Here is a 24633-nt window from a genome sequence, read left to right as displayed (position 1 = left end):
AGCTACCCCCTGGGTAGCCCCGTCCCACCCGCGGCAACTGGCTGTCCTGGCCCGTAGCCGGGCTTTAGACCCTGTAGCTTTGCGCCCCTGCCTTTCGGCAGGTTTGCCTTTTCGGGGAATTTTTTCTATTTTCGCCTTAATTATAACGCAGGAAGCCATTATTATGCAAGATATACCAATTAAGAAGTTCTCCTATTGGCTTTCCACGGCAGTAGTACTATTACCGGTTTTTTCGCCCCGGGCTATCAGCTCGGATATGGTTACCAGTTCATAGCCTTTATCCCGTAACCCCTTAATCAGGAGCGGCAGGGCCACCAAGGTGCCGGGACGGCCTTCATGAAGGAGGATAATGCCTCCATCCCGGACATTAGCCAGGACGTGCTGGACGATGGCCCCGGGGCCGGGATTGGACCAGTCACGGGGATCTACGCTCCAGGTAACTGTTGGGGTGCCCAGCCCGGCTGCTGCAGCCAGCAAATTGGGTCCCATGGCGCCATAAGGGGGACGGAAATATTTTACCGGCCGGCCGCTTATTTTCTCCAGGGCGGCAGCCGCCTTGCGGAGGTCGGCCTCAGCTTCAGCCCGGGTCACCTTTCCCAGGTTGGCATGACGCCAGGAGTGGCTGGCTATTTCGTGGCCGCCTTCCAGGGCTGCCCTGACCAGCTCCGGGTGGGCTTCAGCCTGTCGCCCGACCATAAAGAAAGTGGCCTGGGTTCTGGTAGCTGCCAGTACGGCTAAATAACGTCCTGTCCACCGGGGAAAAGGGCCGTCGTCAAAGGTCAGGGCCACCCGGCGGCCGGCCTCCGGTACCTGGCGCAGAGGCTGGAGCCCGCGTTGGGACTGCGGCTCCGGGGCGGCCGGCGCCGGCCGGGGTGGGGGTGGCGGTATAGCCACGGGTTCAACAGGGGCGATAGACATTCCCGGATCGCCACCGGCCATCTGGTAATGTTCTGGAGAAGGCGGGGAGCTTATCTCCGGCCCGGCAGTTCCAGACTGAAGCCAGCCGGCACCGCCAATGGTGGTTACAACCGCCATTAAAGCAGCTATTACCACCAGGTACCCCAGCTGCAGCAACGCAACCGGCCAGATCGCCCGCGGGTACCTGCCAATCCTGGCCACCCAGGGCCAGTGCCCCACCACAAATTTACCTGCCTGGCTCATACCGGTTCGCCCCTCCTGCCCGCTTTTTTTCATGCAGTACTTTCTACTTTATTAGACGTTTTTCAGGGCCGTTAGTTCCGTAAATATGACGTAAAATTGGCTGCCGCCAGTTTGCCATAATATGTAAGAATAGCAATCATAGCTTGCGGAGGGACGATTTCATAGCGGTAATAACGTTGGACATAAGCCAGGGCCTGCTGGAGCCTGGCTGTACCGGCGACAGCTTCCAGCTCCAACCAGAATATGGCTCCCCGGTTATAGACGGCCTGGCGGTAGACCTGCTCATTACCATATTCCTCAAGGGATAAGTTAATAGGTTGAGCTGTCTGTTCCGCCAGGCGCCCGATCTCGGCCAGTTTAGCCTGGTAAAGGACCGGATCGCGCTGGCGGTAAAAAAGGAGAGTGCTGTACTCGGCCAGGCCTTCGTCAATCCAGGCCGCATGGATGCTATCGTTCCCCACCAAGTTGTACCACCACTGGTGGGCAACCTCATGGACAACGGTAGCAGGACTATAATTTTTGCGGTTACTTAAAATAATAAAGCCCGGGTATTCCATGCCGGCCAGGTTATCCAGGGGGACAAAAGCCAGGTGCAGGTAGCTGTAGGGATAGGGTCCATAAATTGCCTGGAAAAATTCTAAAGCCCGGCCGGCTGCCTCCAGGGCGGCCGCTGCCTGCTCATCCCGGGCGGCTGTCACCAATTGGACCGTTCCCACCTGGCGGGTGGTAAACTGCAAGTCAGGAGCGGCCGTAAAGGCAAATTCCCGGATGGGGTACTCGCTGTTAAAGGTCCAGACGGTCCAATCACCCCCTTCCTGCCGCCCTGTTTCCCGGGCACTGGCCAGGACCTGGTAACCGGGGGGCATAGCCAGGCGCACCCGGTAATAGGCATCAGCGGCAAAATATGGGTCACCGTAGGATGTACCGGCAACCCCTGTCCAGGTATCGCCGGTACGCGGGGCAAGGATTGGGTACCAGCCGGCTGCCATCAGAAGGTCCCCGTTGCGGCTCAGGCGCGCTGCCCCTGGCGGTACCTGGGTAGTGAAGGAAAGGGAGAGGAAAAGGGTTTCCCGGGGAGCGAGGTTCAAGGGCAGAAATATTTCCAGGGAACTACCCCGGGAATTGAAGGGAACGGGCCGGTTATTTATATAAACCCTGCTAACTGTTAATTTCGCTCCATTACCATACTGAGCATTGGCCGGGAGATTGAAATATAGTTTCCGCAGAGGTACAAGATAAGGATTTTGGTAAGCTAGGAGGAGTTCACCTGCAAGCTGCCCCCTGGCAGGATCGTACCTGGCCTGAAGGTCATACACGGGATAATAACGGAAATGCAGGCCGGCCCGACCCTTGAGGGGAGGGAGGCGTATATCAGTACTTTCCTGCTCTGGAGCAGCTCCCATTCTGCCGGCGTCAGGCAGTCCCAGTACCTCCAGAGCCAGGTTTAAGGGTATGTAAAGCTTATCGTCTACCAGGACCGGGGCCACGTCAAGCCGCCGGGGTACTCCATCGACCTCGGCTGCCAGGCTGCCGGCGGCTACGGCAGCTCCTTTGCTTCCCCGTAAAATACCCCTGTTCTTGTACCAGTCGGCACTGCCGCCGGCCAGGGGTAAAAAATCTCCCGCCGATACCAGTATATGCCCCCCTGCTTCCAGGGGTGGCGGGTCCAGGACCACCTCTTTAAATGTGATCTCTTTAACAATGATCTCCGGCAGGGATTGAATTGGCCCCGGCACTGCTGCCGGGCCGGAAAAAATGACCAGGGCCAGCAGGCCAATAAGGGCACCGGTGAGGATCTTTTTGGGCATCGCTTCACCGCCTTGCCCTTTATTTCGACAACACCACCCTTTCTCCTGCCACACGCATAGGCAAAAAGGTCAGGTGCATAATAAGTTTAAGCACTTTTTAAGGGGGGAGCCGGGTGAGTATCTGGCGGACTAAAAGCATTAAAGACTTTATGCAGGAAGGCCGGGACAATGAAAAGTTAAAACGTAGTATTGGCACGCCGGAATTAATCGCCCTGGGAGTAGGAGCTATAATCGGCTCTGGTATTTTTGTCCTGACTGGAGTAGCGGCGGCCAATTATGCCGGCCCGGCCCTGGTCTTTTCCTTTATCCTCTCCGGCATTACCGCCGGGCTGGCGGCCCTGGTCTACGCCGAAATGGCCGCCATGATCCCGGTGGCCGGGAGCGCCTATACATATGCCTATGCTTCTTTAGGTGAAATTATTGCCTGGATTATCGGCTGGAACCTGATCCTGGAGTACATGGTAGCCTCGGGGGCGGTGGCTGCCGGCTGGAGCGGTTATTTCACTGATATGCTAAGGTCCGTGGGGATTGCCCTGCCTGCGGTCCTGGTAAATTCTCCTGCCAGCGGCGGCCTCATTAATTTGCCGGCCATCCTCATTACCGCCCTCATGACCCTGGTAGCCATAAGGGGCACAACTACCAGCGCCAGGACTAACAAAATTATCGTAGCCATCAAAATCCTGGTAATCCTGGCCTTCCTGGCACTGGGCATTCCCCGGCTTAACCCGGCCAACTGGCGTCCTTTTCTCCCCTTTGGCATCCCCGGTGTCATCCACGGTGCAGCCATTATCTTCTTTGCCTATATCGGCTTTGACGCTGTTTCTACGGCGGCCGAAGAAGTGCGCCACCCCAGTAAAGACCTGCCCCGGGGGATCATCGGCTCCCTGGCCATCTCTACCTTATTATATATCGCCGTAACTATAGTCCTGACCGGCCTGGTAAGCTACACCCAGCTCAATACCCCATCCCCGGTAACTACCGGTCTTCTGGCTGCCGGTGTGAGGGGTGCCTCGCTAATTGTCGGCACTGGCGCCCTGGCCGGTTTGACCAGCGTCCTCCTGGTAACCATCTTTGCCCAGAGCCGGGTCTTTATGGCCATGGGCCGCGATGGCCTCTTGCCCCCCTTTTTTGCCCGGGTCCACCACCGCTACCATACTCCCTGGCTGACAACCATAGTCGTCGGTACCTTTATCGCTCTCATCGGCGGCCTGCTGCCCATTGGCCTTATCGCCGAGCTGGCCAATGTCGGTACCCTGTCGGCCTTTTTCATCGTTTCCCTGGGTGTACTCATTTTAAGGCGCACCCGGCCCGATTTGGAACGGCCCTTTAAAGTACCCTTCATGCCCTGGACGTCCCTTTTGACCATGGCCTTTGCCCTTTACCTCTTCTTCAACCTACCCCGTTTAACCTGGATCCGTTTCGCCATCTGGATGGCCCTGGGGCTGGTGGTTTATTTTGCTTACAGCCGCCACCACAGCGTCCTGGCCAGGGTAGAACCGTCACCCCTTCCCCGGCCGAACCCGCGGCCTTTTTCCCCTTCACGGCCGTTTTTTATCTCCCGTCCGGCCCTGGCGCCCCTGTTTTTGCGCCTGCGCCTGCCCTGGCGGCGAAAATAGCCATGGTCCGAAAGACACTACCGCCTGTAAGAAAAATAAAAATCCCCGGGAGAAATCACTCCCGGGGTTTCAGTCGTCCGGACCACGCTGAATGGTGCCGTCTAACCCGGCCTTTCTGGGCCACATGGCTTCCTTTTTTCTAACCTCTGCCTTTCTACCTGGCGTCACCTGTGATTGGACGCTTACTGGCTCGGCTTTTCGCCCAGGACAACGCTGATATCCAGCAGCTGGCCGCGGCGGAAGACCTGGAGCTGCACCTGCTGGCCGATCTTCAGGGCCTGGACTTTATTTACCAGATCACTGGCATCCTTTATCTTTTGGCCATCCAGCTGCAAGATCACGTCATATTTCTGAATACCCGCCCTCGCCGCCGGGCTGCCGGCCTCTACCTGACCCACCAGGGCCCCTTCGGCAGTCTGCAGGCCCAGCATTTCGGCTATATCCGGCGTGACCGTGGCCAAGGCTACTCCCAGCCAGGGCCGGGCAATTTTGCCTTTATTCATCAGGTCATTAAGGACCGGCTGTACTGTGCTGCTGGGGATGGCAAAACCGATCCCCTGGGCGCTGGCGTTAACGGCGGTATTGATACCAATCACTTCACCCTTGAGGTTTAGCAGGGGGCCACCGCTGTTGCCGGGGTTAATAGAAGCATCTGTCTGCAGCAGGTTTTCATAATGTCGGTCCTGGACATCGATGGGCCGGCCCTTGGCACTGATAACGCCCACCGTTACTGTATGGTCCAGGCCATCGGGGTTGCCGATGGCGATGGCCCATTCACCAACGCGAACCTTATCGGCATCACCGAGGGTTAGATAAGGTAACGGCTTGCCGGTATCGATTTTCAGGACAGCCAGGTCCAGGGGGGCATCGGCGCCCACTACCTTGGCATTAAAGGGTTTATCATAACCAACAACGGTTACTTTGACCTGCTTGGCTCCGTCAATGACGTGCTGATTGGTCAGGATATAGCCGTCCGGGGAAATAATGAAACCCGAACCCAGCCCGCGCTGTTCCTGGGGACCGATATCAAACTGGTCGCCAAAAAACTGCCGGAAAAAGGGGTCGTTAAAGGGGCTGGCCACCCGCGTCTCCGTAATCGTATCGATGCGCACCACTGCCGGGCCGGCTTTATCCACAATGTCAGCAATAGCCTCCGGCCCCAGTCCCGCCGGGATGCTGGCTGATACCGCGTCGCTGGCAGCCACTGCGTGCTGATATAAGGGCTGCTGGGTTCCGGCCGCCGCTCCGGTGATCTGGTAAAAACCTACTGTTGCCGCCACCCCGGCCAGGAAGATTAATAAAACCGCCAGGACGGTGATTCTAGCTCTACCTGAGTGCTGCCACATTTTTCATACCTCCTATCCTTTCTTCCTGGGATAATTATAAAATAGAAATTTAAAAAAATGTTTAAGACAAGCTAAGAAAAACTTAAGAAATTTACTCACACCATAAGAATAACTTGTGTTGGAACAAAAGTTTCTTTCAACCAGCATTATATAGCCGCATTCCTGCCATTGCAACTGGTAAAAGCCTCTGGTATACTTGTTGGCGGGAGTGAAAGCTGCAACACAGAAAGGTTGGGGGGCAATATGAAAAAGTGGCAAATAGTACTTTTCCTGGCCGCTTGGTTGGTCCTGGGTTTCCTAGTAACTGCCGTCAATAATCTGGGCACCGCCGCGGAACACGGACCCACAAGTGCAGCTGCTGAAACTGTCCATTAAACTTTAAGCGCCAGTACCTGGGCGCTCTTTTAGTTTGGGAGGAGGTTTCCTTTGCTCGCTGAAGCCATTTTCACCGGTACGGAAATGCTCCTGGGCCAGATAATCAATACCAATGCCGCCTATTTGAGCCGGCAGCTGGCAGCGGCCGGCATCAGCCTTTACCGCCAGGTGGTAGTCGGCGACAACCTGGAGCGCATCCGTGAAGCTATCGATAACGCCCGCCGGCGGGCCGACTTGATCATCGTCAGCGGCGGCCTGGGACCGACGGAAGACGACCTCTCCCGCGAGGCCCTGGCCGCAGCCTTGAATTTACCCCTGGTGGAAGACCCGGCCGCCCGGGAAAACGTCATCCGTTATTTTGCCGCCCGCCAGCGACCCATGCCGTCCAGCAACCTGAAGCAGGCCCTGCTCCCGGCCGGAGCCCGGGCCCTGAATAACCCCTATGGCACGGCAGCCGGTGTTTTCCTGGAACATGAGGGCAAGATCTATGCTTTATTGCCGGGACCACCGCGGGAGTTTGAACCCATGGTGGCGGACCGGCTCTTGCCCCTGCTGGAACCCTACGGTGCCCGACGGGAGGTTATCTTTTCCCGGGTGCTGAAGATTGTCGGGATGGGAGAATCTGCGGTGGAAGAAGCCATTAAAGACCTGTTCCACGGCGACAACCCCACCCTGGCACCCCTGGCCGCGCCCGGCGAGGTAACCTTACGCCTGACAGCCCGGGCCGGCAGCGCCGAACAAGCCCGGGAATTAATCCGGCCCTTGGAAACAGCCATCCGAGAACGCCTGGGTGAGCATCTCTTTGGCAGCGACGATGATACCCTGGAAGGGGTCGTCGGCGCCATCCTCGCAAAGCGACGCCTGACCCTGGCCATAGCGGAATCCTGTACCGGGGGCCTGCTGGCCCACCGGGTAACCAATATCCCCGGGAGTTCCGATTACTTCCTGGGCGGCATGGTTGCTTACAGTAATGCAGCTAAAATAAAGTTTCTTGGAGTAGAGGAGGAAACCCTGGCCGCTCATGGTGCCGTCAGCCCCGAAGTTGCCGCCGCCATGGCCCGGGGCGTACGCCGGGCTTTTGCAGCGGATATCGGCGTTGGCATTACGGGCATTGCCGGCCCCGGCGGCGGCACCCCGGCTAAACCGGTAGGGTTGGTTTATATAGGGTTGGATATCCAGGGAAAGGTAGAAGTACAACGGGAGCTTTTTGTCGGTGAACGGGAAAACATCAAGTGGCAGTCTACCCAGAGCGCTCTTTATCATTTATGGAAGAGCCTGCGGGGTAACTTGGCCAGCCCCACTGGTTCGTAGCAACTTGACCCCAATCCGGGTTATCTGGGGCCGCGTCCAGATCCAGGCACTAGTGGCTGTGGCAGGATTAAAGAAAAAAAGGCACCGTTGCTGGGGTCCCATTCATTTAAAGCATCATGGGTAGCCGTCCAAATAATTACCATCTCCAGGCCTTTAGAGTGCTTATCGCTTGTCACTATTTGACTCCCATACATGCTGGTCACAGTGTAAAATATGGCATCAGCCATAGGCAAACCGTATTGCAAACTAATGTCGGCAGCCTTGATAAGGTACTGGGTCAATTACCTTTTCTCGAGCAGTGCTTGCATTTTCTCCCATGCTGAGACGGGCACGGCAACCTTTAACCGGACCTCGCTGTCGTAGTCCGTTTCTACCACTTTCCCGCCGTGGCTGTGAACCTGGTAGAGCAACCGGTCCAGCTCGGCATAACTGCAGGTTACTTCCAGCTCGCGGGTCACGACCCGCTGGATGCTCCCCGCCTCTTCCAGGACCCGGCGCGCCGCCTGGCCGTAGGCCTCGATGAGCCCCCGCACACCCAGCTTTTTGCCGCCAAAATAACGGGTCACCACTACCGCCACGTTGGTCAGGCCCAGGCTGGTAATGGCGCCTAAAATTGGCCGCCCGGCCGTACCGCTGGGCTCGCCGGCATCGCTGTAATAGGTTATTTCTTGCTTCCCTGTCCCCAGCCGGTAGGCAAAACAATTATGGGTCGCCTGGCGATGCTCGGCCTGGATGCGGGCAATAAATTCCCTGGCCGCCGCCTCACTATCTACTTCGCGGGCATAGCCAATGAAGCGGGAACGCTCAATTTTAAGTTCGACTACGGCTTCCCGGGCCACGGTAAGGTAGGAAGGGCCATTTTCTGTGGAAGCGCCACTTTTGGCAGCTAAGCCGCGTCGATTTTTTTCTTTCTTCATAAGGCAAGCAGCTCCCTAAGCGCCTCTTGCAGGTCATAAAAAAAGGAAGTGCCTGCCACACTGCCCTGGTATTCTTTGAGCCGGTGTTTATCCACGGCCCGGAGCTGATCCGGCAGGGCCCTGGTTACCTTTCCGTGCAAAGATATTTCTGGCCGGAAGGAAGCAGGTTTAGCCCCGGAAGAAAGTGGTACGATAACTATCGTCGAAAGGTAGTTGAAGGGTTCATCGGAAACCACTACCCCGTAATGCGGTCCTCGCAAGACGTGGCCGGTTCCCTCCAGGCTTACCCTAAAAATGTCCCCCGGGCGTGGTACTTCACCGGGCATCAGAGTTCACCCCTTTCAGCCTGCTCCATACGCCCTGCATAATCAGCCAGATCAGCTTCGACAAGGGTAACCAGGTTTTCTCCTTCTGCCAGCCGCTTGCACTCTGCCGCGATCTTTGCCCGCCTTAATTCCCGAACATATTTCTCAACTGCCCTGCGCACAAAATCACTTAAGGTCGGAAACTCTTCTGGGTCCCGTACAGCTTCAATAGCTTTGAGCAGCTCTGCCGGCATCCTAACTGTCGTACGTAATTGTTCCACATAATCGCCTCCCTTTTGTCTGCCGTTATTTTCATTCTAACATTTTCCCTGTAAAGATCAAGTGGTATATAAATATAAATCCCCACCGTTGGGAAATAACGAATCCAACGGTGGGGATCTGGAGGCATATCCTCTATCAGGTTAAATCCCTTATTTTAAACCCGCGGCTGGCTGGCCGCCAGAACCCAGACTTCCGTTTCCTGCGGCAAACTCTCGGCCCGCAGGTCGATTTTCCCCTCCCCGAAGCGGCGTACATTGGACCGGCCGGCCGTAAATTCCTCAACCCCGGCAATGGGGAAACCCTGCATGCCCGGAACCAGGTAATGCATGGGCAGAACTACCCGCGGCTTTAGTGCCGCCACCACCTGCCAGGCCTGGCCGGCGTCAATGGTAAAGTACCCGCCCACAGGGATCATCAATACATCCACCCGGCCAATTCTCTGCACCTGTTCATCACCCAGAACATGTCCCAGATCACCAAGGTGGGCCAGGCGCAGATTCCCTATTTCCAGAACGAAAACGGCATTTTTACCTCGTTTGGCGCCGGCTGCCTCATCGTGATATGTAGGTACTGTATAAGCATGGACATCTTTGAAGGTACGATTAACTTTAGCCCAATCTCCATCCGGTGTCAAACCCCGCCAAATTTCCGGGTTACCCTTTATATTATCCAGGTAATTGTGGTCAAAGTGCTCGTGGGATATGGTCACCACGTCAGCTGTGACCACCGGTGCCGCTGGTGAAACCTGTGGTCCATAAGGGTCGGTCACCAGCCGCACCCCCGCCGGGGTTTCCAGGTAAAAACTCGCATGGCCTAACCACTGCATCTAACCGGACCTCCTTAAAATATTTAACTGAAATTTGGACAGCTTGCTAGATAAGTTGCGAATTTTAATATCATGCTCCCCCAGCATGGCTGACATTGAATTCTGGCTTTCCCCCAGCTCCTCCAGTTTGTGCAGGACTTCCACCCGGAATTCGCTCAGCATGCCGACCTGATTAAAAGTGGCGTTCAGCCGCTGCTCCATCCTGTTGAGCCTTTCTGTAAGATCTCGCCTGGTATCATAAAGTTCCTCCCGGACGCCTGTAATCTGAGCGCCAAGCTCTTGCCGAGTGTTGTGGAGCTCATTGCGGACATCTGTAACCTGAGCGCCCAGTTCCGTCCGGGTACCGGCAATCTCCCCGCGCAGTTCTTCCCTGACGCCGGCAATCTCCCCGCGCAACTCTTCCCTGACATTGGTTATTTCCCCACGCAGCTCTTTCCGGACGTTTGTTATCTCCCCGCGCAGTTCTTCTTGTACCCCGGTAATTTGCTCCGTGAGTTCTTCTCGTACACCATTAATCTGCTCCGTGAGTTCTTCCCGTACGCCGGCGATCTGCTCCTGAAGTTCCTCACGAACTCCTGTGAGCTTCTCCAACAGTTCTCCCCTGACGTTAGTAATCTCCCCTCTCAACTCTCCCCTGACGCCGGCAATCTCCCCGCGCAGTTCTTCTTGTACCCCGGTAATTTGCTCCGTGAGTTCTTCCCGTACACCATTAATCTGCTCCGTGAGTTCCCCTCTTGTTGTATTAAGCTCCTGTCTGGTCTGCTTAAGCTCTATAGCTATCTGCTGTACCAGCCCATAAAGGGCATCAATTTTTTCCTCCATTATCTCCATCTCTCCCAATTGCCAGCGCTTTATCCTTATTTTAGCAATTCTTAGTTGACCTGTCCATCTAGAGATTGATACGGAGCGGTCATTCTTAAAATAAAGCTAACTATTTTCATTGGTTCCCTCTTGTCCGGATTTTTTCTCCTCGCGTATGGCTGCTAACTGCCTGGACAGCGTACGTATTTTTACCATATGTTCGCCTAAAACAGCTATCATCGACCTTTGGTTTTCGTACAGTTCTTCAATTAATGCCAGCAGCCTGTGATAACGACGCTCGCGCCGGCGCATTTTTCTCGTTCTGCCCATCTCGCCAACTCCTTATTCATCTATTTTCTCGCTCTTTGGTAAAACCTCAAAACCCATTTGTCGGAAATGATTGTCAAAGGTAAAAGCCTGGCGGCAGTTCAATCTCTGCATAACGGCGAAGCTGGTACAATCTGTATAACTAAAACCTTTATCAGCATGCATTTGCGCTATTTCCCAGGCTTTTACTTCATCCGCTTCCTCTACCCGTACAATTCTAAGGATTTTACTCGCCTTTAACGACTTTCCTATTGCAATAGCCGCACTATTATTCCGGCAGAAATAGGCATAAACTTCAGCAAAAATAAAGTTCGTAGTTACAGGGATAAGCCTGTGGTCCCGCAAGTTATCAGGGGTAAAAAAATTCACTGCAGCCCGGTGATGAAGATCGTCGTTATCATAAAGAGCTATCCAGGCTGAAGTATCAATAAATAGAAATTCCTTTTTCCTCAACTGCTGTTGCTGCATGTTACCTGTCCCCACAGCATTGCCTGTAAATATACCGGTCATGATTTACCGAGCCATCGCTGCGTCCGGTGGAAATACTTCTCTGCCCCAGGTGAAAAATAGGGTCCTCAGGGTCGATCTCTTCCTGTTTGTTTTGTTCTTTAGCTATCAATTGCCGAACTACCTCAGCCATGCTGGTATTATAGCTGGCGGCACGCTCCTTTAAAAATTGATATTGTTCTTCATCCAGGTAAAGCTGGGTGCGATATTTGTACTCCATGTCCATCACCTCGCTATTTACAGCATACAGCATTACAGCGCAGATGTCAAGAAGTATTAAGAATGACGTATATGCAAAAAAAGTAGCCAACTCCACCTTCTGGGAGTTGGCCACATTTTAGCCATCTTCCGGCAACAGGGGCAATGTATCAGCTCCATGGGTTAATACTGTTACCCCGGCTCCTTTTCCCAACCGCGCCCAGGCCCGGTCCAGGGCTTCTTCTACAGTATCAGCGTGCTTAAATCCGAGTTTAGCCGCCACTTCGGCTTTTATACCATCTGAAACCAGGCAAACCTCGGCATGCTGCCGCACCTTGGCCCAGGCCAGGGCCAGGGCCCCCGCCACCTTATCCTTTATAATCCCCTCCTCAATCTGGGCGTCAATATCCTCCGGGCTCTGGCCGGCAAATTCCAGCATCTCCGGGTGGGTGACCGCCACTCCTTCGGGGCAGGGGGTGACGATAATAATTGTCCCTCCCTCTTCTACCAGCATGTCGCACGGATATAATGTCTTATGGGCTTGCCAGAATTCAATGTCGCAAGGATGGGAACTGGCTAAGACAATAGGCGTACGACCCGGCGCCGGGATACCGTAAACCTGCCGGCTGATCTCCACCCCGGCTCGGAAGGCCTGGCGGATATCGCCGAAGAAGGCTTTCACTACACGGCCCTGAGGATCCAGGACCGTATTAAAGATATACTTTACTCCCGCCCTGTCGGCGATGACTTCCATTTCTTCTCGCACTTTATTTTCCACAATGCCCAGCATATTTCGCCGGGTCCGCACACTCAGCAAATGGGTGGCCGCTGTAGTATCTTCACCACAAATCCCGGGCTGGACGATTTTTGCCCCGCCACTGTAACCGGGGATGTGGTGGGGAACGATACTACCGATACCAATAACAACATCTGCTTCAAGAACTAAGCGATTTACCTTTACCGGCGTACCGTTGGCCGTAAGGCCGAAATCATAGAGAGCCATCGGGTTGCGGAAGTCATGGTTTATTACTTCTACCTGCCCTAATACTTCGGCACCCAATTTTTGTTGCAATTCTCCCAGGGTCATAGGTCGGTGGGTTCCCAAAGCCATGAGGATCTTAATATTTTCCTTGCGTACGCCACCGCTTGCTAATTCCCGCAGTATAGCCGGGACAATGATATTGGCCGGCGTCGGGCGGGTATTATCGTCGCACAGGAGGAGTACTCGGCTAGTTGGCGATACCATTGTGCCCAAAGGTTGACACCCGATAGGATTTTCTAAAGCCTTCTGGATCTCTACTTCCGTAGAAGGTATTCTTTTCATAGCTACCGGTGATAGAACTGCCTTTATTTTTTCTTCGGGAATGTGAAAGGTAAGTCTGTAGGTTCCGTAAGGTAGATTGAGTCGGCAACTCACTTAATCCTTCTCCTCTCGGCCAAACAATAAATAGCCCTCTAACAATATTCCTATGCCATTTACATACCACTTTAATATTTCTTCACCAACACCGTCATTTGGAATGACATCTCTAGAATGCTGGTTTCGTTTTAAAATGCAAATGTATTTTTCATGCATTATCGTCATTTAATGTTATAGTTGAAATTATAGCACTGCCCACATCAATCGGTGGGACTCTATAGGACTCTTTCTTTTTATAGCTCGTAAAACCTTTTCCTGTGGGCTCATTTCGTACATATGCTCACTCCTTTATTGGATTAGCTTAAAATGGCGTTGGCAATGTATAACATAATTAAAGAAACGCCCCAAGCAATTGTAGTCGGAACCGACCACGTCAGTGTTTGTTCCTTAATGTCATCGACTCCTAAAAATCTATTGACGACCCAGAAAAAACTATCATTGAAATAAGAATATATTAATGAACCTAAATTAGCTGCTTGAACAGCAATAATTGGATTTACGGAAAGATTAGCCAAGATTGGTGCAGTAATAGAAGCAGAGGTAATCATGGCTACTGTACCACTTCCCTGGACTAATCGTACAAAAGTAGCAACAAAAAAGGGTAACAAAAATGGAGGTAGAGGGCTAGAAGCAATAAGTTGAGCCACATAATTACCGACACCACTGTCCCTTAACACCTGGCCTAATGCGCCACCAGCACCTGTAATTAAGATAATTATACCAGCTGAAGAAACACCTTCTTCCATCCTTTTTATTACTTCAGACCGAGAAAGTTTCGGAGCCAGACCATAAATAGCAATAATAAGACCAATACCAACCGCTATTACCGGATTACCAAGGAAAACTAGGTAACGCGCCCATAGTTGGTTTATTTTCATAGCTGTCAATAACGTATTGACAAAGATTAAAATTAAAGGAATAACAACAGGAGCAAAGGATATAAAGGCAGAAGGTAGGTTGCCATTTTTAGGTAAATCTTCTTCGGTAATCTGAGAAGTTTGATAAGGAGGTCGTTCCCATTTCTGACCGTCTTCACCGGGTAATTGATATATTTTTTTACCCAACCATTTGCCGTACAAAACCCCAGCTATAATTATTGGTATAGTAAATATAAGTCCGGAAATAATTACCATACCCACATCAACTTTAAAAATGCCTGCTACTGCCAGAGGTCCCGGTGTTGGTGGTACTGCACTATGGGTAGCCACCAGACCGGCTGCCAGAGCGACGCCAAGAGCAAGTACGGATTTTTTGGTACTACGTGATAACGCTTTAACCAGAGGTGTTAAAATAACAAAACCTGAATCGCAGAAAATAGGAATAGAAATAACATATCCAGTTGCGGCCAGCGCCCATTCTTCTTTTCCACGTCCTAAGTACTTTAAGAAAGTATAAGCCATACGTTCGGCAGCCCCGGATATCTCCAGCAATCGTCCCATCATTACGCCAAAACCAATTACAAGACCGATACTTGCTAAAGTATTACCAAAGCCAGTCGTGATTGATTTAGCAAGGTTAATATCACCTGTAGATGGCGACATGCCCCCAATTAGCCCGATTATGGAAGCCGCAATGATAAGAGCAGGAAAAGCATGAATTTTGGTCCTAAGTATTAAATATACAAGTACAAAGATACCAACAATCAGACCAATAATTATCTGAATTCCGGAAATGCCTTCCATGAAAATACTCTCCTTTCTCTGTTTAATTCTTTACCAAACACCGCTAAACTCTTTCTACCTATACCCCTTCCCCGATTTGGCATTTAAATCCTATCACAATACTTAGGTTCGCGTCATTATTACCCCCATTTTCAAGGCATCCACCATACTTTCGGGGTTGGCTGTCCCCTTTCCAGCTTTACCAAAAGCGGTACCATGATCAACTGAGGTCCGTATTATTGGTAATCCTAAAGTGATGTTTATCCCGGCAACCGATCCCCACTTGCCGGTGGCATTGTCGTATTTAAAACCGATTAATTTGGTCGGAATATGGCCCTGATCATGGTACATAGCTACTACAGCATCATACTGGCCACCCTGGAGTTTAACAAAAATAGTATCTGGAGGCACCGGGCCATCTACCTGGATTCCCTGCTCCCTAGCGGCAGCGATAGCCGGACTGATTTCCTCGATTTCCTCGCGGCCGAAGAGACCATCCTCGCCGGCATGGGGGTTGAGTCCAGCGACCGCAATTCTCGGTATTGAAATTCCCATTTTTAAAAGAGCATCGTTAGTCAATTTGATTACTGTAAGTACCCGTTCCTTTTTTATAAGTGATGGTACCTGACTGAAAGCCACATGGGTAGTCACATGGGAAACCCGAAAATTCTTGTCAACGAGCATCATGCAGTAGTCCTGCGTTTTCGTCAGGTCGGCAAAGATCTCCGTGTGCCCGGAGTAATGATGTCCGGCCAAGTTGATAGCTTCTTTATTAATGGGACCGGTGGTGACGGCATCAACTTCCCCGGCCAGGGCGAGTTCGATGGCTCGGGTTATATACTGGAAACTGGCTTCACCCCCCATGCGGGTTACTTTGCCGTACTGCAACTGGTTCAGGTCAACATTTTGCATGTCCAGGACATCGATGGTGCCATACTCATACCGGCCTTCACCAGGACTGGTCACGGCTCGAACGGACAGGTTAACTCCCGCGATCTTGATAGCTTCGCCCATCAGGCCGGCATCGGCTATAGCCAGAGGCCGGCATAGATCATAAATCTCTGGTATGGCCAGGGCTTTAGCAGTAATCTCAGGCCCAATGCCACAAGGGTCACCTACAGTAATAGCAATTAATGGTTTTACCATCTCATACCAACTCCATTTCACTTTTCATTCTCTGTTGAAGAAATTCATTTACTTTGATCAGGGAATCGGGGGAACCAAAACCGCCGGCTTTAGTAACGATTGGAAGTCCATCACCCCGCCCCCCTTCCAGATACCCCAAGGGAATACCCGGCAACAAATCGGCCGCCAGGTTAATTCCTCTGGCTTCCAGAGCCCGGCAAACGTGAACGGCAGTATCTCCGCCAGTAACTACCAGGGCACTTATCTTTTTCATATTTAAGAGGCGGCTGGTGATAGTGCCAAGGGCTAAAGCTATGGCTTTGCTTCCTTTGTTGGAAACCTTATCTCTATCAATGGTCTGGAAAAGGCTATCTACGGCTATAATAATTAAACCCGTGTCTGCATCTTGAGTTGTAACTTCCTGCAACACCCTTTCTATTTCAACAGCCGGTTCTCCGGTAAGTATAGCTTCCGTCTCTACCTTTACAGCCTGACACGCGCTAACCTCAGCCAGGCGTTGCACCTGGGCGGCAGTGACCGGGTTGCGCGATCCAGCAACCAGGAGAATAGCTCCCTTTTTATTTAATGGATTATTAGGTACTGGTTTTAGGTTCCAGGCCAGAGGTAAATAGGCGGCCATGCCGGCGGCGCCGGCCACAATGACATCCCGCTGGAAGCGGCTGATTGCCCGGGCGATATTTCTTAGGTCCTCTTCGTCGGCGGCATCAAGGACCAACACCTGGCTGTTTGTTCGAGCGGTCTCCAGGGCAGCTACCAGTTCTTTCACTCCCTGGCGTACAGTCGCCAGGTTAATCTGACCTACCCGACGGCCCATCTCCCCCTGCAGGACGGTAGGGATGTGGCAAAGGGCTATCCTGGCATCGCCAGGAGTAAGGCTTGTGGAAGCTACGGCCATCTCCGTGCCCTCGCTTATCAACAGGTGGCCGTCAACCACTAACCGCCGGTTGGCCGGAAAGGCCGGCACCACCAGGGCGAGGTCCGCCTGCCAGGCGTCCATGACAGCCTCCAGCTCGGCACCTGGGTGGCCGCGCAGGGTGGAATCAATCTTTTTGTAAACCCGGCTGATGGCAGCTTTTTTTAGTTTTAAAGTGATCTCATAAACTCGCTGGTAGGCTTCAGGTGCTGCCAGGTGGCGGGTGTCGGTGTTGATCGCCCAGACATCTTTATCCTGCCCCACCCGCTCTACGTTGGCAGCATCTATAATAACCATGGTGCGGAAACCGTGCTGGCAAAACTGGACGCCGGTATCGTTGGCTCCGGTTAAATCGTCGGCGATGATGGATATCTGTTCCATTTACTACCCTCTCTCACGGCGCAACAGTCACCAAAAAAATAATGCAAAAAGCGTGCCAGGGAAGTATTGGCGTACAATTTTGAAGGATGCTTATCGTAGTTGCATTTATTATAACTGACAATATTTCATTCTGAAAGGTTAAAAAGATAAAGGCCAGATTAAAAAGCTAATCTGGCCATAATACTTGCTCATTTCATATTGAATTTTAGTATTTCATCTTGGAATATAGCTAGTTTCTGCGTAACCATGCTTGCCCCTGGTAACAGTGCTATAAGTTCTCCGGGTTCTTGGAAAACATGACCGCACCACCATCTTTAGCTGCCACTGACCCTACGATGTCCCCCCTCCTGCCAGCTTTTTAGCCGCCGCCAGAGGGTGGTTTTACTAAGCCCCAGGCGACGACAGGTTTCGTCTTTATTGTTATTGGTGAGGGCCAGGGTCCGGCGGATGATTTCCGCCTCCATTTCCTCCAGGGTGCCCCGCAAAACAAGCTGCAAGCCGGGCTCCGGCTTATTTTCCACCGGCCCCAATATCTCCTCCAGATCGGCAGGCTCCACCTCCTGGCCGCTGCGCAGGACCACCAGGCGCTCGATGATGTTTTCCAGCTCGCGAACGTTGCCTGGCCAGTCGTAGGCCTGTAACCGGGCGATGACATCCTCGCTGAATAACGGCGGTAGGCGCCCGGAACGCCGGCTGACTTTTTCGACCAGGGCTTTGATGAGTAACGGTAAATCTTCCAAACGTTCCCGCAAAGGCGGTAGTTTTATATGCAGCACGTTCAACCGGTAATACAGGTCACGGCGGAAGGTTTCCCTGGCCACGGCCTCTTCCAGGTCGCGGTGGGTGGCAGCAATGATGCGCACGTCCACCGGCAGCACCCGGTCACCTCCGACGCGCATTATGGCCTTCTGTTGCAGTACCCGTAGAAGCCGCGCCTGCAGGTTTAAAGAAAGTTCGCCGATCTCGTCCAGGAAAAGGGTACCCCGGTGGGCCAGTTCAAAGAGACCCTTCTTACCACCTTTGCGCGCACCGGTGAAAGCTCCTTCCTCGTAGCCGAAGAGTTCGCTTTCCAGCAAGTTTTCCGGCACGGCGGCGCAGTTGACCGCTACGAAAGGTCCTTCTCGCCGCTGGCTGGCGTTGTGGATGCTCTGGGCCACCATTTCCTTACCGGAGCCGGTTTCGCCGGTGATTAATATTGTCGCGTCGGCGGCGGCAAACTGGCGCGCCCGCTCGATAACGCGGGCCATGACCGGGCTACAGGTAACGATATCATCGAAGGTAAACTGGGCTACGTGGCCTTTGAGATACAATTCCTGGCGGGCTCTGGTTTCCACGGCCTGGAGATGGCTGACATCCTGGAAGGTAGCCACAGCCCCGACAATTTCCCGCCCGGTAATTACCGGAACCACGTTCTCGGCAACCAGGGTATTGCCGGCCCGGTGCAGTTCCCCCAAGCGCTTTTGCCCTGACTTCCGCACCTGGTCCAGGGGAACGCCTGGCAGAACCTCCCGCGCCGGCCGTCCCACTACCCGGGATGCCGTCAGGCCCAGGATCTTTTCGGCCGCCGGGTTGACCAGGGTAATGCGGCCTTCCTGGTCGGTGGCCACAATACCCTCATAGGCGAAATCCAGAATGGCTTTGAACTGCTCGGCTCGGGCCCGCTCGCGGCGGCGCACCAGCGCCACCTCCCGGGCCTCGCGTATGGCCTGGTTGATGGCCTCTTTGCCGGAAGTGACGAGTATCGCCTGGAGACCCAGTTCCCGGGCCGACCGGACGGATACGGCATCGCCGACGATAACTTCCAGCCCCATAGCCTTGCCTTCAGCAATAATCCCGGCTGCGCCCTCTTCGGCCTCAATAATTAACTCTTCAATATGGACCCCCAGGACTGATTCCAGGCTTTTGGTGCCGTAAATGACGTTACGGAAACCGGCAACGCCGATATAACGGCCCAGTTCCCTGGCCTCGGCCAGGGCCCGGACCAGGTCAAAGGCGCTGACGGCAATCTCCACCACCGGCACCTCTACATGGCGGCTGATAAGGGTGGCGGTGCCGCCGCGGCTGATAATAACCTCCGCACCTCTAGCTGCCAGTTCCCGGGCCACCTTTACCCCTTCCGCCAGGTCGCCGATGGTAATGGTTACGTCCTCTCCCAGCTCCGCGCACACCTGCCTTGCCAGAGCCGCCAGGCCGGCATAGGGAGCCACCAGGCCCAGGTGGGACATAATACCACTCCCATAGACCCTAATCCTGCTACCATCGAAGTATTAGCAAAACACCATTTTCACCCGCCATTACCATTAACTTCTACTTTCGCCTTCTTTCTCCCGGGCGATCAACCTCTGCTCTACCTGTAACTTGAACTGCTCCATATTAGCAATACCAGTAGCTAAAAAATCTTTGATAAGTTCCCATTTTATGTCCAGGTTAGGTGCCATTTATACCGACCCCCTGATTTTCATCCGCCAGCGCCACCAGTCAAGTAAAAACTGTTGGAAATCTTCGGCTTCACGGGAAATATCCAGCATATACTGGATATAAAAACTTTGATCCCGGATAAAGAGGGGCTTCCCCTTTAAAACCGTCCATATCAGAGAGGGCGTTGCTTCATTTAGAACCAGGAGATCCACTTTAAGGCCCAGCATATCCTCAAGTTCATTCCATATCCGGTAAATATCCTGCCTGGTATAGCCTGGCTCGAGGTATACTCCCACATCTGCATCTGACCCCTGCCGGGCCCGACCTTTGGCCCGGGAACCAAATAAAAAGGCCATACGTATATTTTGTTGCTCATTTAAAGTAGCTTTTTAATTGCTTATAGATTTTTTATCCATACTGGTCACCTTAACAATAAAAGGGGCCCTGTTATACCCGCTCCTATTTAGCCAGAAAGACTTTCACCAATCCGTAGAAAAGCTGCCTGGCCTATCCAGAAGGCAAACAGCCTCCATGTAAGCCGTGTTTCCATGGCCGCAATTCTGGCCTCAATATCAGCTTTCGTTTCTGCCAGCCGACGTTCTATCCGCTCAGCGACAAATTCAACAGTATCCTCTTTACAATACTCATGCAATTTATCACGCTCCTTTTTTTAGTTTAGCATAATTTCCAGCTGAATAAAACGTTACTTACAAACTGAGAGCGGGTCCCGCCCCGCTCTCGTAAGTCACCGCCCTACCATGGCCCAGGTGAAGCTGCCGTCCAGGAAACTGACGATATATTTTTCCTTTACCTCCCGGCCGATAAGGGACTGGAACCCCCCAGCGCCGCTAGGTGAGCCGATGGCGACCATACCGACCAGCCGCCGGCCCTGGAGCACGGCTTTGCGGTAGCAGGACCGCTTTTCGTCCAGGCGGGTCACCACCTCATACCCCTCTCCCGGCGGGTTGACGATGCCGCCGCTGATGACTCCCAGGCCGTTCACCACCAGGGAATTCCGCCCGATGCCGCCGCGGTAAGCCGTATGATGCCCGGCCATATTGAACCCGGCCAGGCGGCCCTGCTCCACGGCGTTGCCCCAGATGGCGTTGAGGCGCGGCTTCTGCCAGGCGTAGTCGTAAGCCTGGGCCACATCACCGGCGGCGTAGATGCCGGGAATGTTTGTAGCCAGATAATCATCCACCAGGACACCGCGGTCCACGTCGATCCCGCTCCCCTGAAGGAAGGGCACATTGGGCCGCACCCCTTTGCCCACGACTACGACGTCCGCCGGTACCGTAACCCCGGAGCGCAGGACGGCGGCCGTCACTTTTTCCCGGCCTTCCAGCGCAACGACATCTTCCCGCAGGTGGATGGTAAACCCGGCGTTAGCCATGGCCCGGCGCACCAGTTCCGCGCCGGTATCATCGAGAGCCTGGGAAAGGAGCCGGCCTGATGATACCACCAGGCGTACTTTAAGCCCCCTGGCATGCAAGCCTTCAGCCGCTTTAAGGCCTACCATACCGCCACCGACAATTACCGCCTGCCCCCCAGGCCGGGCGAATTTACGGATGGCGGCAGCGTCGTCCAGGGTCCGCAGGGTAAAAACACCGGCGAGGGTTTTACCGGGAAAGTCAATTTGCTGGGGTGCCGCGCCGGTGGCTACCAGCAGACGGTCATAGGAAAGCTCACTGCCGTCGTCCAGGCCAACCCGCTGGCTTCCAATATCGACTGCCACCGCCCGCCGGCCAGTAATGAGCCGGATCCGTTGCTCCCTGTACCATTCTTCACCTGCCAGCCAGAGCCTGTCACGGGTGACCAGCCCGCCCAGGTAATAAGATGTAAGAACACGGGCGTAATAGGGGTAGGGCTCGTCGCCGACAATTGTAATTTCCCCGGCCGGGTCGGCGCGGCGGATGGTTCCGGCCGCGGTCACCCCGGCGGCGCTGTTGCCAAGAATTAAATAACGCATTGCGTCAGCCACCAACTTTCCCTGCCACTCCCCCCAAAAACTCTATCGCAGGCTGGCACTGTCACACTCGCCTCCAGCCAATGCCAGCCAGACATTTTCATGCCTTTTCTGGCGGCCGCGTGCCGCCATAAGGGTTCCTATTAAATTCGGTCTGCTCCTGGAAAAAGAAGGGGCGGGCACCACCAGGACCGCCCCTTCTGTTCCGCCCTGTTACCCGCCGGCAGCCGGCGGAATTATAGTCACCTTATCCCCGGGAACCAACGACGTATTCAGCCCCTGGAGGAAGTTGATATTGCGACCGTTCACCAGGATGGCGATGCCGGTCTTTAGCTTCCCATCCGGGGTCATGAGTTCCCGGCGGAAAGTTTCCCCATAACGGGAGATAAGGGCAGCCAGGAGCTCCTCGATAGTAGCTGCTTCTATATCTACCCGACTTTCCCCGGCCGCCCGCTGTAAGAAACTAAGGAGTTCTACTTCCATTCCTCACAGCCCCAGCCGCTCCCGGGTGGCTGCCGTCACCCGGCCCTCCTCGTCCCAGCCGCGCAGCTGGTAGTACTCGGCCAGCATCTGCGCCAGGGCGGAAGTCTTGCCTCTGGCCGGTCCTTCGGGCATGGGTTCTGTCAGGAGGCGCGGCGCCAGGGTATCATCGGCCTTTGTCAGCCCGGCGGCAAAGTTAAAGAGCCGCTCCAGGTTGAAGATGCGCTCGCCGACAAGAAGGCCGCTTTCCTCAGTGTAGGGTACGCCGGTAGCCGGGGCCAGCATGCCGGCGACATCCGGCGCTCCCAGGGCGAAGGTGGTGAAGAGGCATATGCCGCTGGCATCCACCAGGGCGGTAAGGTCCTGGAAGGCTTTCACCAGGGCCGCCTTGCCTTCGGCGGCAAGGGGATCAGCCTGCACCGGTATGCCCATCACCTCCGCGGCGACGGTATAGCCCCGTACGTGGCAACCGCCGCGGTTGGAGGTGGCGTAATTCAGGCCGATGCCCTGGATGGCCCGCGGGTCATAGGCCGGGTATTCCTGCTTCTTGCTGCTCATGGACAGTTCCGGGTGGCCGTAACGCTCGGCCAGGCGGTAGGAACCCTCGGCCAGGAGGTCGCCGATGCCTTCGCGGTAACCCACCTTGCGCGCTGTTTCTACCAGCACGGCGGCGTTACCAAATTCTAGAGGCAATTCGGTATCCTGCGCCGGCAGGTAGCCCTTCTCATAAAGTTCCATGGCGCAGGCCAGGGTAGAGCCAAAGGTAATGGGGTCATAGCCCAGCTCATTGGCCAGGAAGTTGGCTTTGGTCACCGCCGCCAGGTCGTCAATACCGCAGTCGGCGCCCATGGACCAGAGGGCCTCGTACTCCGGCCCTTCACCGTGGCCGGCAAAAGGACCTCCGGGAACCAGAGTGGCGCGGCCGCAGGCGATGGGGCAGGCCAGGCAGCCCTTCTTGCGTACCAGGTAACTTTCTGCCAGGGCCTCGCCGCTGATTTTGGCCGCCCCGGCAAAGACGCCCGTCTGAAAATTGCGGGTCGGGAGTCCGCCGTGGGCGTTGATGACATTGACCAGCACGGCAGTACCGTAGGCCGGCAGGCCGCCGTGGGTAACGTCATTGGCCTTAATCTTGGCCAGGGCCGCCAGGACCGCCTCCCGGAAGGCCGGCCCGTCCGCAACCTTAACACCGCCGTGGCCGCGTACAGCGATGGCCTTCAGGTTCTTCGAGCCCATGACGGCACCGACGCCCGAACGGCCGGCAGCCCGGTGCTTGTCATTGATAACGCAGGCAAAGCGCACCAGCTTCTCCCCCGCCGGGCCGATGCAGGCCACTTTGGCATTGGGGCAAGTGGCTGCTTTGATAGCGTCTTCCGTTTCGTGGGTATTTTTGCCCCACAGCTCCCCGGCCGGTCGTAGTTCGCAAGCACCATCTTCGATCCAGAGGTAAACAGGTTCGGCGGCCTTCCCCTCCAAAATAATCCCGTCAAAGCCCGCATATTTCAGCTCGCCGCCAAAATAACCGCCGGAGCTGGAGGCGGCAATGGCTCCCGTAAGGGGCGATTTAGTAACGACGTTATAACGGCTGCCGGAAATGGCCGCCGTCCCGGTTAAGGGACCGGTCATGAAAATGAGCTTGTTTTGCGGTGCCAACGGGTCGACGCCGGGATCGACCTCGTCATAAAGAATCTTGCTGGCCAGTCCCCGGGCGCCAACATAATCCCGGGCCAGAACCGGATCAAGCTTCTCCACCTTGCACTCGCCGCTGCTTAAATCAACCCGCAGCAATTGACCAACCCAGCCGTACATCTTAGCCCACCTCCCGTAGAGCAGCCTGGACCCTGCGGGCTATTTGTTGCCGCTTGCTCAATGCCTGGCCGGCCGGTTCTTTATACTCCAGGGCTCCCCAGGGACAGTTAAGGACACACTCCGGTTCGCCCCCGCAGAGATCACACTTGACTACCTTTTGCTCGGACACCGAATAATCTGTTCCGCCAAAAGGACAGGCCATGATACACATGCGGCAGCCTATGCAGCGATCTTCGTTGATCACCACGGCATTTGTTTTGCCGTCGCGGCTGATGGCTCCGGCCGGACAGACGGCCTGGCAGGCCGGCTCATCGCAATGCTGGCAGACTACCGGCAGGTAATAATCATCATCAAGGAAGGCTGCCACCGACAGCCGAGCCGCAGCCGGGTTGAATGCACCGGTATGTTTGAAGGAGCATGCCAGCTCACAGCGGCGGCAGGCAGTACATTTTTCCTGATCGACCACCAGAAGCTTCGCCAAAATTATTCCTCCCTTCGGTATTTAGCATATAAATGCGACATCTCAGCTTAAAATCTAAATCTCCCACCTCCCGTATAACATGGTGGAGGAAAGGTGCGGTAGTTTATTCTGCCGTAGGGTCACTACTGCGGACCGGCCCGGTGGTCAGGTCGCCCGGCCCGGAAAAACCTGCGCCAAACAA

25 protein-coding genes, 2 pseudogenes and 1 riboswitch are annotated in these 24633 nt (G+C 54.5%); of the genes and pseudogenes, 3 read left to right on the top strand and 24 right to left on the bottom strand.

Features of this window, described 5'->3' with window-relative positions; translation table 11 throughout:
- Positions 1–29: 29 nt before the first annotated feature.
- A riboswitch (cyclic di-GMP riboswitch) is annotated at positions 30–118 on the bottom strand.
- 74 nt (positions 119–192) lie between these two features.
- Complete coding sequence (locus tag E308F_RS05840; RefSeq protein ID WP_141263950.1) at positions 193–1161, bottom strand: polysaccharide deacetylase family protein; 969 nt, start codon at positions 1159–1161, stop codon at positions 193–195.
- Between the two features lie 71 nt (positions 1162–1232).
- A complete protein-coding gene (locus E308F_RS05835; RefSeq protein WP_141263949.1) occupies positions 1233–2969 on the bottom strand; it encodes a M1 family aminopeptidase in 1737 nt (578 codons plus the stop codon).
- Positions 2970–3082: 113 nt separating this feature from the next.
- On the opposite strand from E308F_RS05835, the gene E308F_RS05830 reads away from it, so the two are divergent.
- Positions 3083–4585, top strand: a complete 1503-nt coding sequence (locus E308F_RS05830; RefSeq protein WP_141263948.1) for an amino acid permease — start codon at positions 3083–3085, stop codon at positions 4583–4585.
- 182 nt (positions 4586–4767) lie between these two features.
- On the opposite strand, the gene E308F_RS05825 is transcribed toward E308F_RS05830, so the two are convergent.
- The gene (locus tag E308F_RS05825; RefSeq protein WP_141263947.1) at positions 4768–5931 is read right to left on the bottom strand and encodes a trypsin-like peptidase domain-containing protein; all 1164 of its coding nucleotides are present in this window, start codon (positions 5929–5931) and stop codon (positions 4768–4770) included.
- A 243-nt stretch (positions 5932–6174) separates the two neighbouring features.
- On the opposite strand from E308F_RS05825, the gene E308F_RS16640 reads away from it, so the two are divergent.
- Positions 6175–6306: a hypothetical protein gene (locus tag E308F_RS16640; protein WP_256370593.1), complete on the top strand. Its 132-nt coding sequence runs from the start codon at positions 6175–6177 to the stop codon at positions 6304–6306.
- Between the two features lie 51 nt (positions 6307–6357).
- Positions 6358–7617, top strand: coding sequence for a competence/damage-inducible protein A (locus tag E308F_RS05820; protein WP_141263946.1), 1260 nt, complete (start codon positions 6358–6360; stop codon positions 7615–7617).
- On the opposite strand, the pseudogene E308F_RS16840 reads toward E308F_RS05820, so the two are convergent.
- The 21 genes and pseudogenes from E308F_RS16840 to E308F_RS05725 all read right to left on the bottom strand — a co-directional run.
- Positions 7570–7742 (bottom strand): annotated as a pseudogene (locus tag E308F_RS16840) (cell wall hydrolase); the annotation flags it as partial. The gene E308F_RS05820 and the pseudogene E308F_RS16840 overlap by 48 nt on opposite strands.
- Positions 7743–7898: 156 nt before the next feature.
- Positions 7899–8534, bottom strand: a complete 636-nt coding sequence (locus E308F_RS05815; protein WP_141263945.1) for an IMPACT family protein — start codon at positions 8532–8534, stop codon at positions 7899–7901.
- Positions 8531–8860, bottom strand: a complete 330-nt coding sequence (locus E308F_RS05810; RefSeq protein WP_141263944.1) for a type II toxin-antitoxin system PemK/MazF family toxin — start codon at positions 8858–8860, stop codon at positions 8531–8533. Before E308F_RS05810 ends, E308F_RS05815 begins: the two co-directional genes overlap by 4 nt.
- Positions 8860–9120 carry a ribbon-helix-helix domain-containing protein gene (locus E308F_RS16480; RefSeq protein ID WP_253256403.1) on the bottom strand — a complete coding sequence of 87 codons (261 nt, stop codon included), beginning with the start codon at positions 9118–9120 and terminating at the stop codon, positions 8860–8862. The genes E308F_RS05810 and E308F_RS16480 overlap by 1 nt, the downstream gene beginning before the upstream one ends.
- Before the next feature lie 155 nt (positions 9121–9275).
- Positions 9276–9947, bottom strand: a complete 672-nt coding sequence (locus E308F_RS05800) for an MBL fold metallo-hydrolase (protein WP_141263943.1) — start codon at positions 9945–9947, stop codon at positions 9276–9278.
- The gene (locus tag E308F_RS05795) at positions 9948–10769 is read right to left on the bottom strand and encodes a DUF1664 domain-containing protein (RefSeq protein WP_141263942.1); all 822 of its coding nucleotides are present in this window, start codon (positions 10767–10769) and stop codon (positions 9948–9950) included.
- A gap of 105 nt (positions 10770–10874) precedes the next feature.
- Entirely contained in the window at positions 10875–11078 is a 204-nt protein-coding gene (locus E308F_RS05790) for a hypothetical protein (RefSeq protein WP_141263941.1), read from the bottom strand.
- Between the two features lie 12 nt (positions 11079–11090).
- Complete coding sequence (locus E308F_RS05785; RefSeq protein ID WP_141263940.1) at positions 11091–11585, bottom strand: type II toxin-antitoxin system VapC family toxin; 495 nt, start codon at positions 11583–11585, stop codon at positions 11091–11093.
- On the bottom strand, positions 11545–11802 hold the full coding sequence (locus E308F_RS05780; RefSeq protein ID WP_062283066.1) for a CopG family transcriptional regulator: 258 nt from the start codon (positions 11800–11802) through the stop codon (positions 11545–11547). The genes E308F_RS05785 and E308F_RS05780 overlap by 41 nt, the downstream gene beginning before the upstream one ends.
- Positions 11803–11919: 117 nt before the next feature.
- Positions 11920–13197 carry a nickel-dependent lactate racemase gene (gene larA / locus E308F_RS05775; RefSeq protein WP_141263939.1) on the bottom strand — a complete coding sequence of 426 codons (1278 nt, stop codon included), beginning with the start codon at positions 13195–13197 and terminating at the stop codon, positions 11920–11922.
- A gap of 299 nt (positions 13198–13496) precedes the next feature.
- Positions 13497–14882, bottom strand: a complete 1386-nt coding sequence (locus tag E308F_RS05770; RefSeq protein WP_141263938.1) for a GntP family permease — start codon at positions 14880–14882, stop codon at positions 13497–13499.
- Between the two features lie 102 nt (positions 14883–14984).
- Positions 14985–16007, bottom strand: coding sequence for a 4-hydroxythreonine-4-phosphate dehydrogenase PdxA (gene pdxA, locus E308F_RS05765; RefSeq protein ID WP_141263937.1), 1023 nt, complete (start codon positions 16005–16007; stop codon positions 14985–14987).
- Between the two features lies 1 nt (position 16008).
- Positions 16009–17301, bottom strand: coding sequence for a four-carbon acid sugar kinase family protein (locus tag E308F_RS05760; RefSeq protein ID WP_141263936.1), 1293 nt, complete (start codon positions 17299–17301; stop codon positions 16009–16011).
- Between the two features lie 314 nt (positions 17302–17615).
- On the bottom strand, positions 17616–19526 hold the full coding sequence (locus tag E308F_RS05755) for a sigma 54-interacting transcriptional regulator (protein ID WP_141263935.1): 1911 nt from the start codon (positions 19524–19526) through the stop codon (positions 17616–17618).
- A 75-nt stretch (positions 19527–19601) separates the two neighbouring features.
- Positions 19602–19739: a hypothetical protein gene (locus tag E308F_RS15765; protein WP_172613846.1), complete on the bottom strand. Its 138-nt coding sequence runs from the start codon at positions 19737–19739 to the stop codon at positions 19602–19604.
- Positions 19740–20093: pseudogene (mntA, locus tag E308F_RS05750) on the bottom strand (type VII toxin-antitoxin system MntA family adenylyltransferase antitoxin); the annotation flags it as partial. It abuts the gene before it with no gap.
- An 89-nt stretch (positions 20094–20182) separates the two neighbouring features.
- Entirely contained in the window at positions 20183–20371 is a 189-nt protein-coding gene (locus E308F_RS05745; RefSeq protein WP_141263933.1) for a hypothetical protein, read from the bottom strand.
- 93 nt (positions 20372–20464) lie between these two features.
- Entirely contained in the window at positions 20465–21688 is a 1224-nt protein-coding gene (locus E308F_RS05740) for an NAD(P)/FAD-dependent oxidoreductase (protein ID WP_141264122.1), read from the bottom strand.
- Positions 21689–21898: 210 nt separating this feature from the next.
- The gene (locus E308F_RS05735; protein WP_141263932.1) at positions 21899–22168 is read right to left on the bottom strand and encodes a MoaD family protein; all 270 of its coding nucleotides are present in this window, start codon (positions 22166–22168) and stop codon (positions 21899–21901) included.
- Positions 22169–22171: 3 nt separating this feature from the next.
- Positions 22172–23971: an aldehyde ferredoxin oxidoreductase family protein gene (locus E308F_RS05730; protein ID WP_141263931.1), complete on the bottom strand. Its 1800-nt coding sequence runs from the start codon at positions 23969–23971 to the stop codon at positions 22172–22174.
- Between the two features lies 1 nt (position 23972).
- Positions 23973–24452 carry a 4Fe-4S dicluster domain-containing protein gene (locus tag E308F_RS05725; RefSeq protein ID WP_141263930.1) on the bottom strand — a complete coding sequence of 160 codons (480 nt, stop codon included), beginning with the start codon at positions 24450–24452 and terminating at the stop codon, positions 23973–23975.
- Positions 24453–24633: the final 181 nt, after the last annotated feature.

This window comes from Moorella sp. E308F, assembly GCF_006538365.1.
Taxonomy (GTDB): Bacteria; Bacillota; DSM-521; order Neomoorellales; family Neomoorellaceae; genus Neomoorella.
This window is presented reverse-complemented; position numbering and strand designations above follow the sequence as displayed.

Excerpts from the sequence above, each read along its gene's own strand:
- E308F_RS05780 (WP_062283066.1), bottom strand. The coding sequence starts at position 11,802 with ATGGAGTACAAATATCGCACCCAGCTTTACCTGGATGAAGAACAATAT.
- E308F_RS05815 (WP_141263945.1), bottom strand. The coding sequence starts at position 8,534 with ATGAAGAAAGAAAAAAATCGACGCGGCTTAGCTGCCAAAAGTGGCGCT.
- E308F_RS05835 (WP_141263949.1), bottom strand. The coding sequence starts at position 2,969 with ATGCCCAAAAAGATCCTCACCGGTGCCCTTATTGGCCTGCTGGCCCTG.
- E308F_RS05735 (WP_141263932.1), bottom strand. The coding sequence starts at position 22,168 with ATGGAAGTAGAACTCCTTAGTTTCTTACAGCGGGCGGCCGGGGAAAGT.
- E308F_RS05730 (WP_141263931.1), bottom strand. The coding sequence starts at position 23,971 with ATGTACGGCTGGGTTGGTCAATTGCTGCGGGTTGATTTAAGCAGCGGC.
- E308F_RS15765 (WP_172613846.1), bottom strand. The coding sequence starts at position 19,739 with ATGGCACCTAACCTGGACATAAAATGGGAACTTATCAAAGATTTTTTA.
- E308F_RS05760 (WP_141263936.1), bottom strand. The coding sequence starts at position 17,301 with ATGGAACAGATATCCATCATCGCCGACGATTTAACCGGAGCCAACGAT.
- E308F_RS05755 (WP_141263935.1), bottom strand. The coding sequence starts at position 19,526 with ATGTCCCACCTGGGCCTGGTGGCTCCCTATGCCGGCCTGGCGGCTCTG.
- pdxA (WP_141263937.1), bottom strand. The coding sequence starts at position 16,007 with ATGGTAAAACCATTAATTGCTATTACTGTAGGTGACCCTTGTGGCATT.
- E308F_RS05790 (WP_141263941.1), bottom strand. The coding sequence starts at position 11,078 with ATGGGCAGAACGAGAAAAATGCGCCGGCGCGAGCGTCGTTATCACAGG.
- E308F_RS05825 (WP_141263947.1), bottom strand. The coding sequence starts at position 5,931 with ATGTGGCAGCACTCAGGTAGAGCTAGAATCACCGTCCTGGCGGTTTTA.
- E308F_RS05800 (WP_141263943.1), bottom strand. The coding sequence starts at position 9,947 with ATGCAGTGGTTAGGCCATGCGAGTTTTTACCTGGAAACCCCGGCGGGG.
- E308F_RS16640 (WP_256370593.1), top strand. The coding sequence starts at position 6,175 with ATGAAAAAGTGGCAAATAGTACTTTTCCTGGCCGCTTGGTTGGTCCTG.
- E308F_RS05785 (WP_141263940.1), bottom strand. The coding sequence starts at position 11,585 with ATGACCGGTATATTTACAGGCAATGCTGTGGGGACAGGTAACATGCAG.
- E308F_RS05810 (WP_141263944.1), bottom strand. The coding sequence starts at position 8,860 with ATGCCCGGTGAAGTACCACGCCCGGGGGACATTTTTAGGGTAAGCCTG.
- E308F_RS05770 (WP_141263938.1), bottom strand. The coding sequence starts at position 14,882 with ATGGAAGGCATTTCCGGAATTCAGATAATTATTGGTCTGATTGTTGGT.
- E308F_RS05795 (WP_141263942.1), bottom strand. The coding sequence starts at position 10,769 with ATGGAGGAAAAAATTGATGCCCTTTATGGGCTGGTACAGCAGATAGCT.
- E308F_RS05740 (WP_141264122.1), bottom strand. The coding sequence starts at position 21,688 with ATGCGTTATTTAATTCTTGGCAACAGCGCCGCCGGGGTGACCGCGGCC.
- E308F_RS05840 (WP_141263950.1), bottom strand. The coding sequence starts at position 1,161 with ATGAGCCAGGCAGGTAAATTTGTGGTGGGGCACTGGCCCTGGGTGGCC.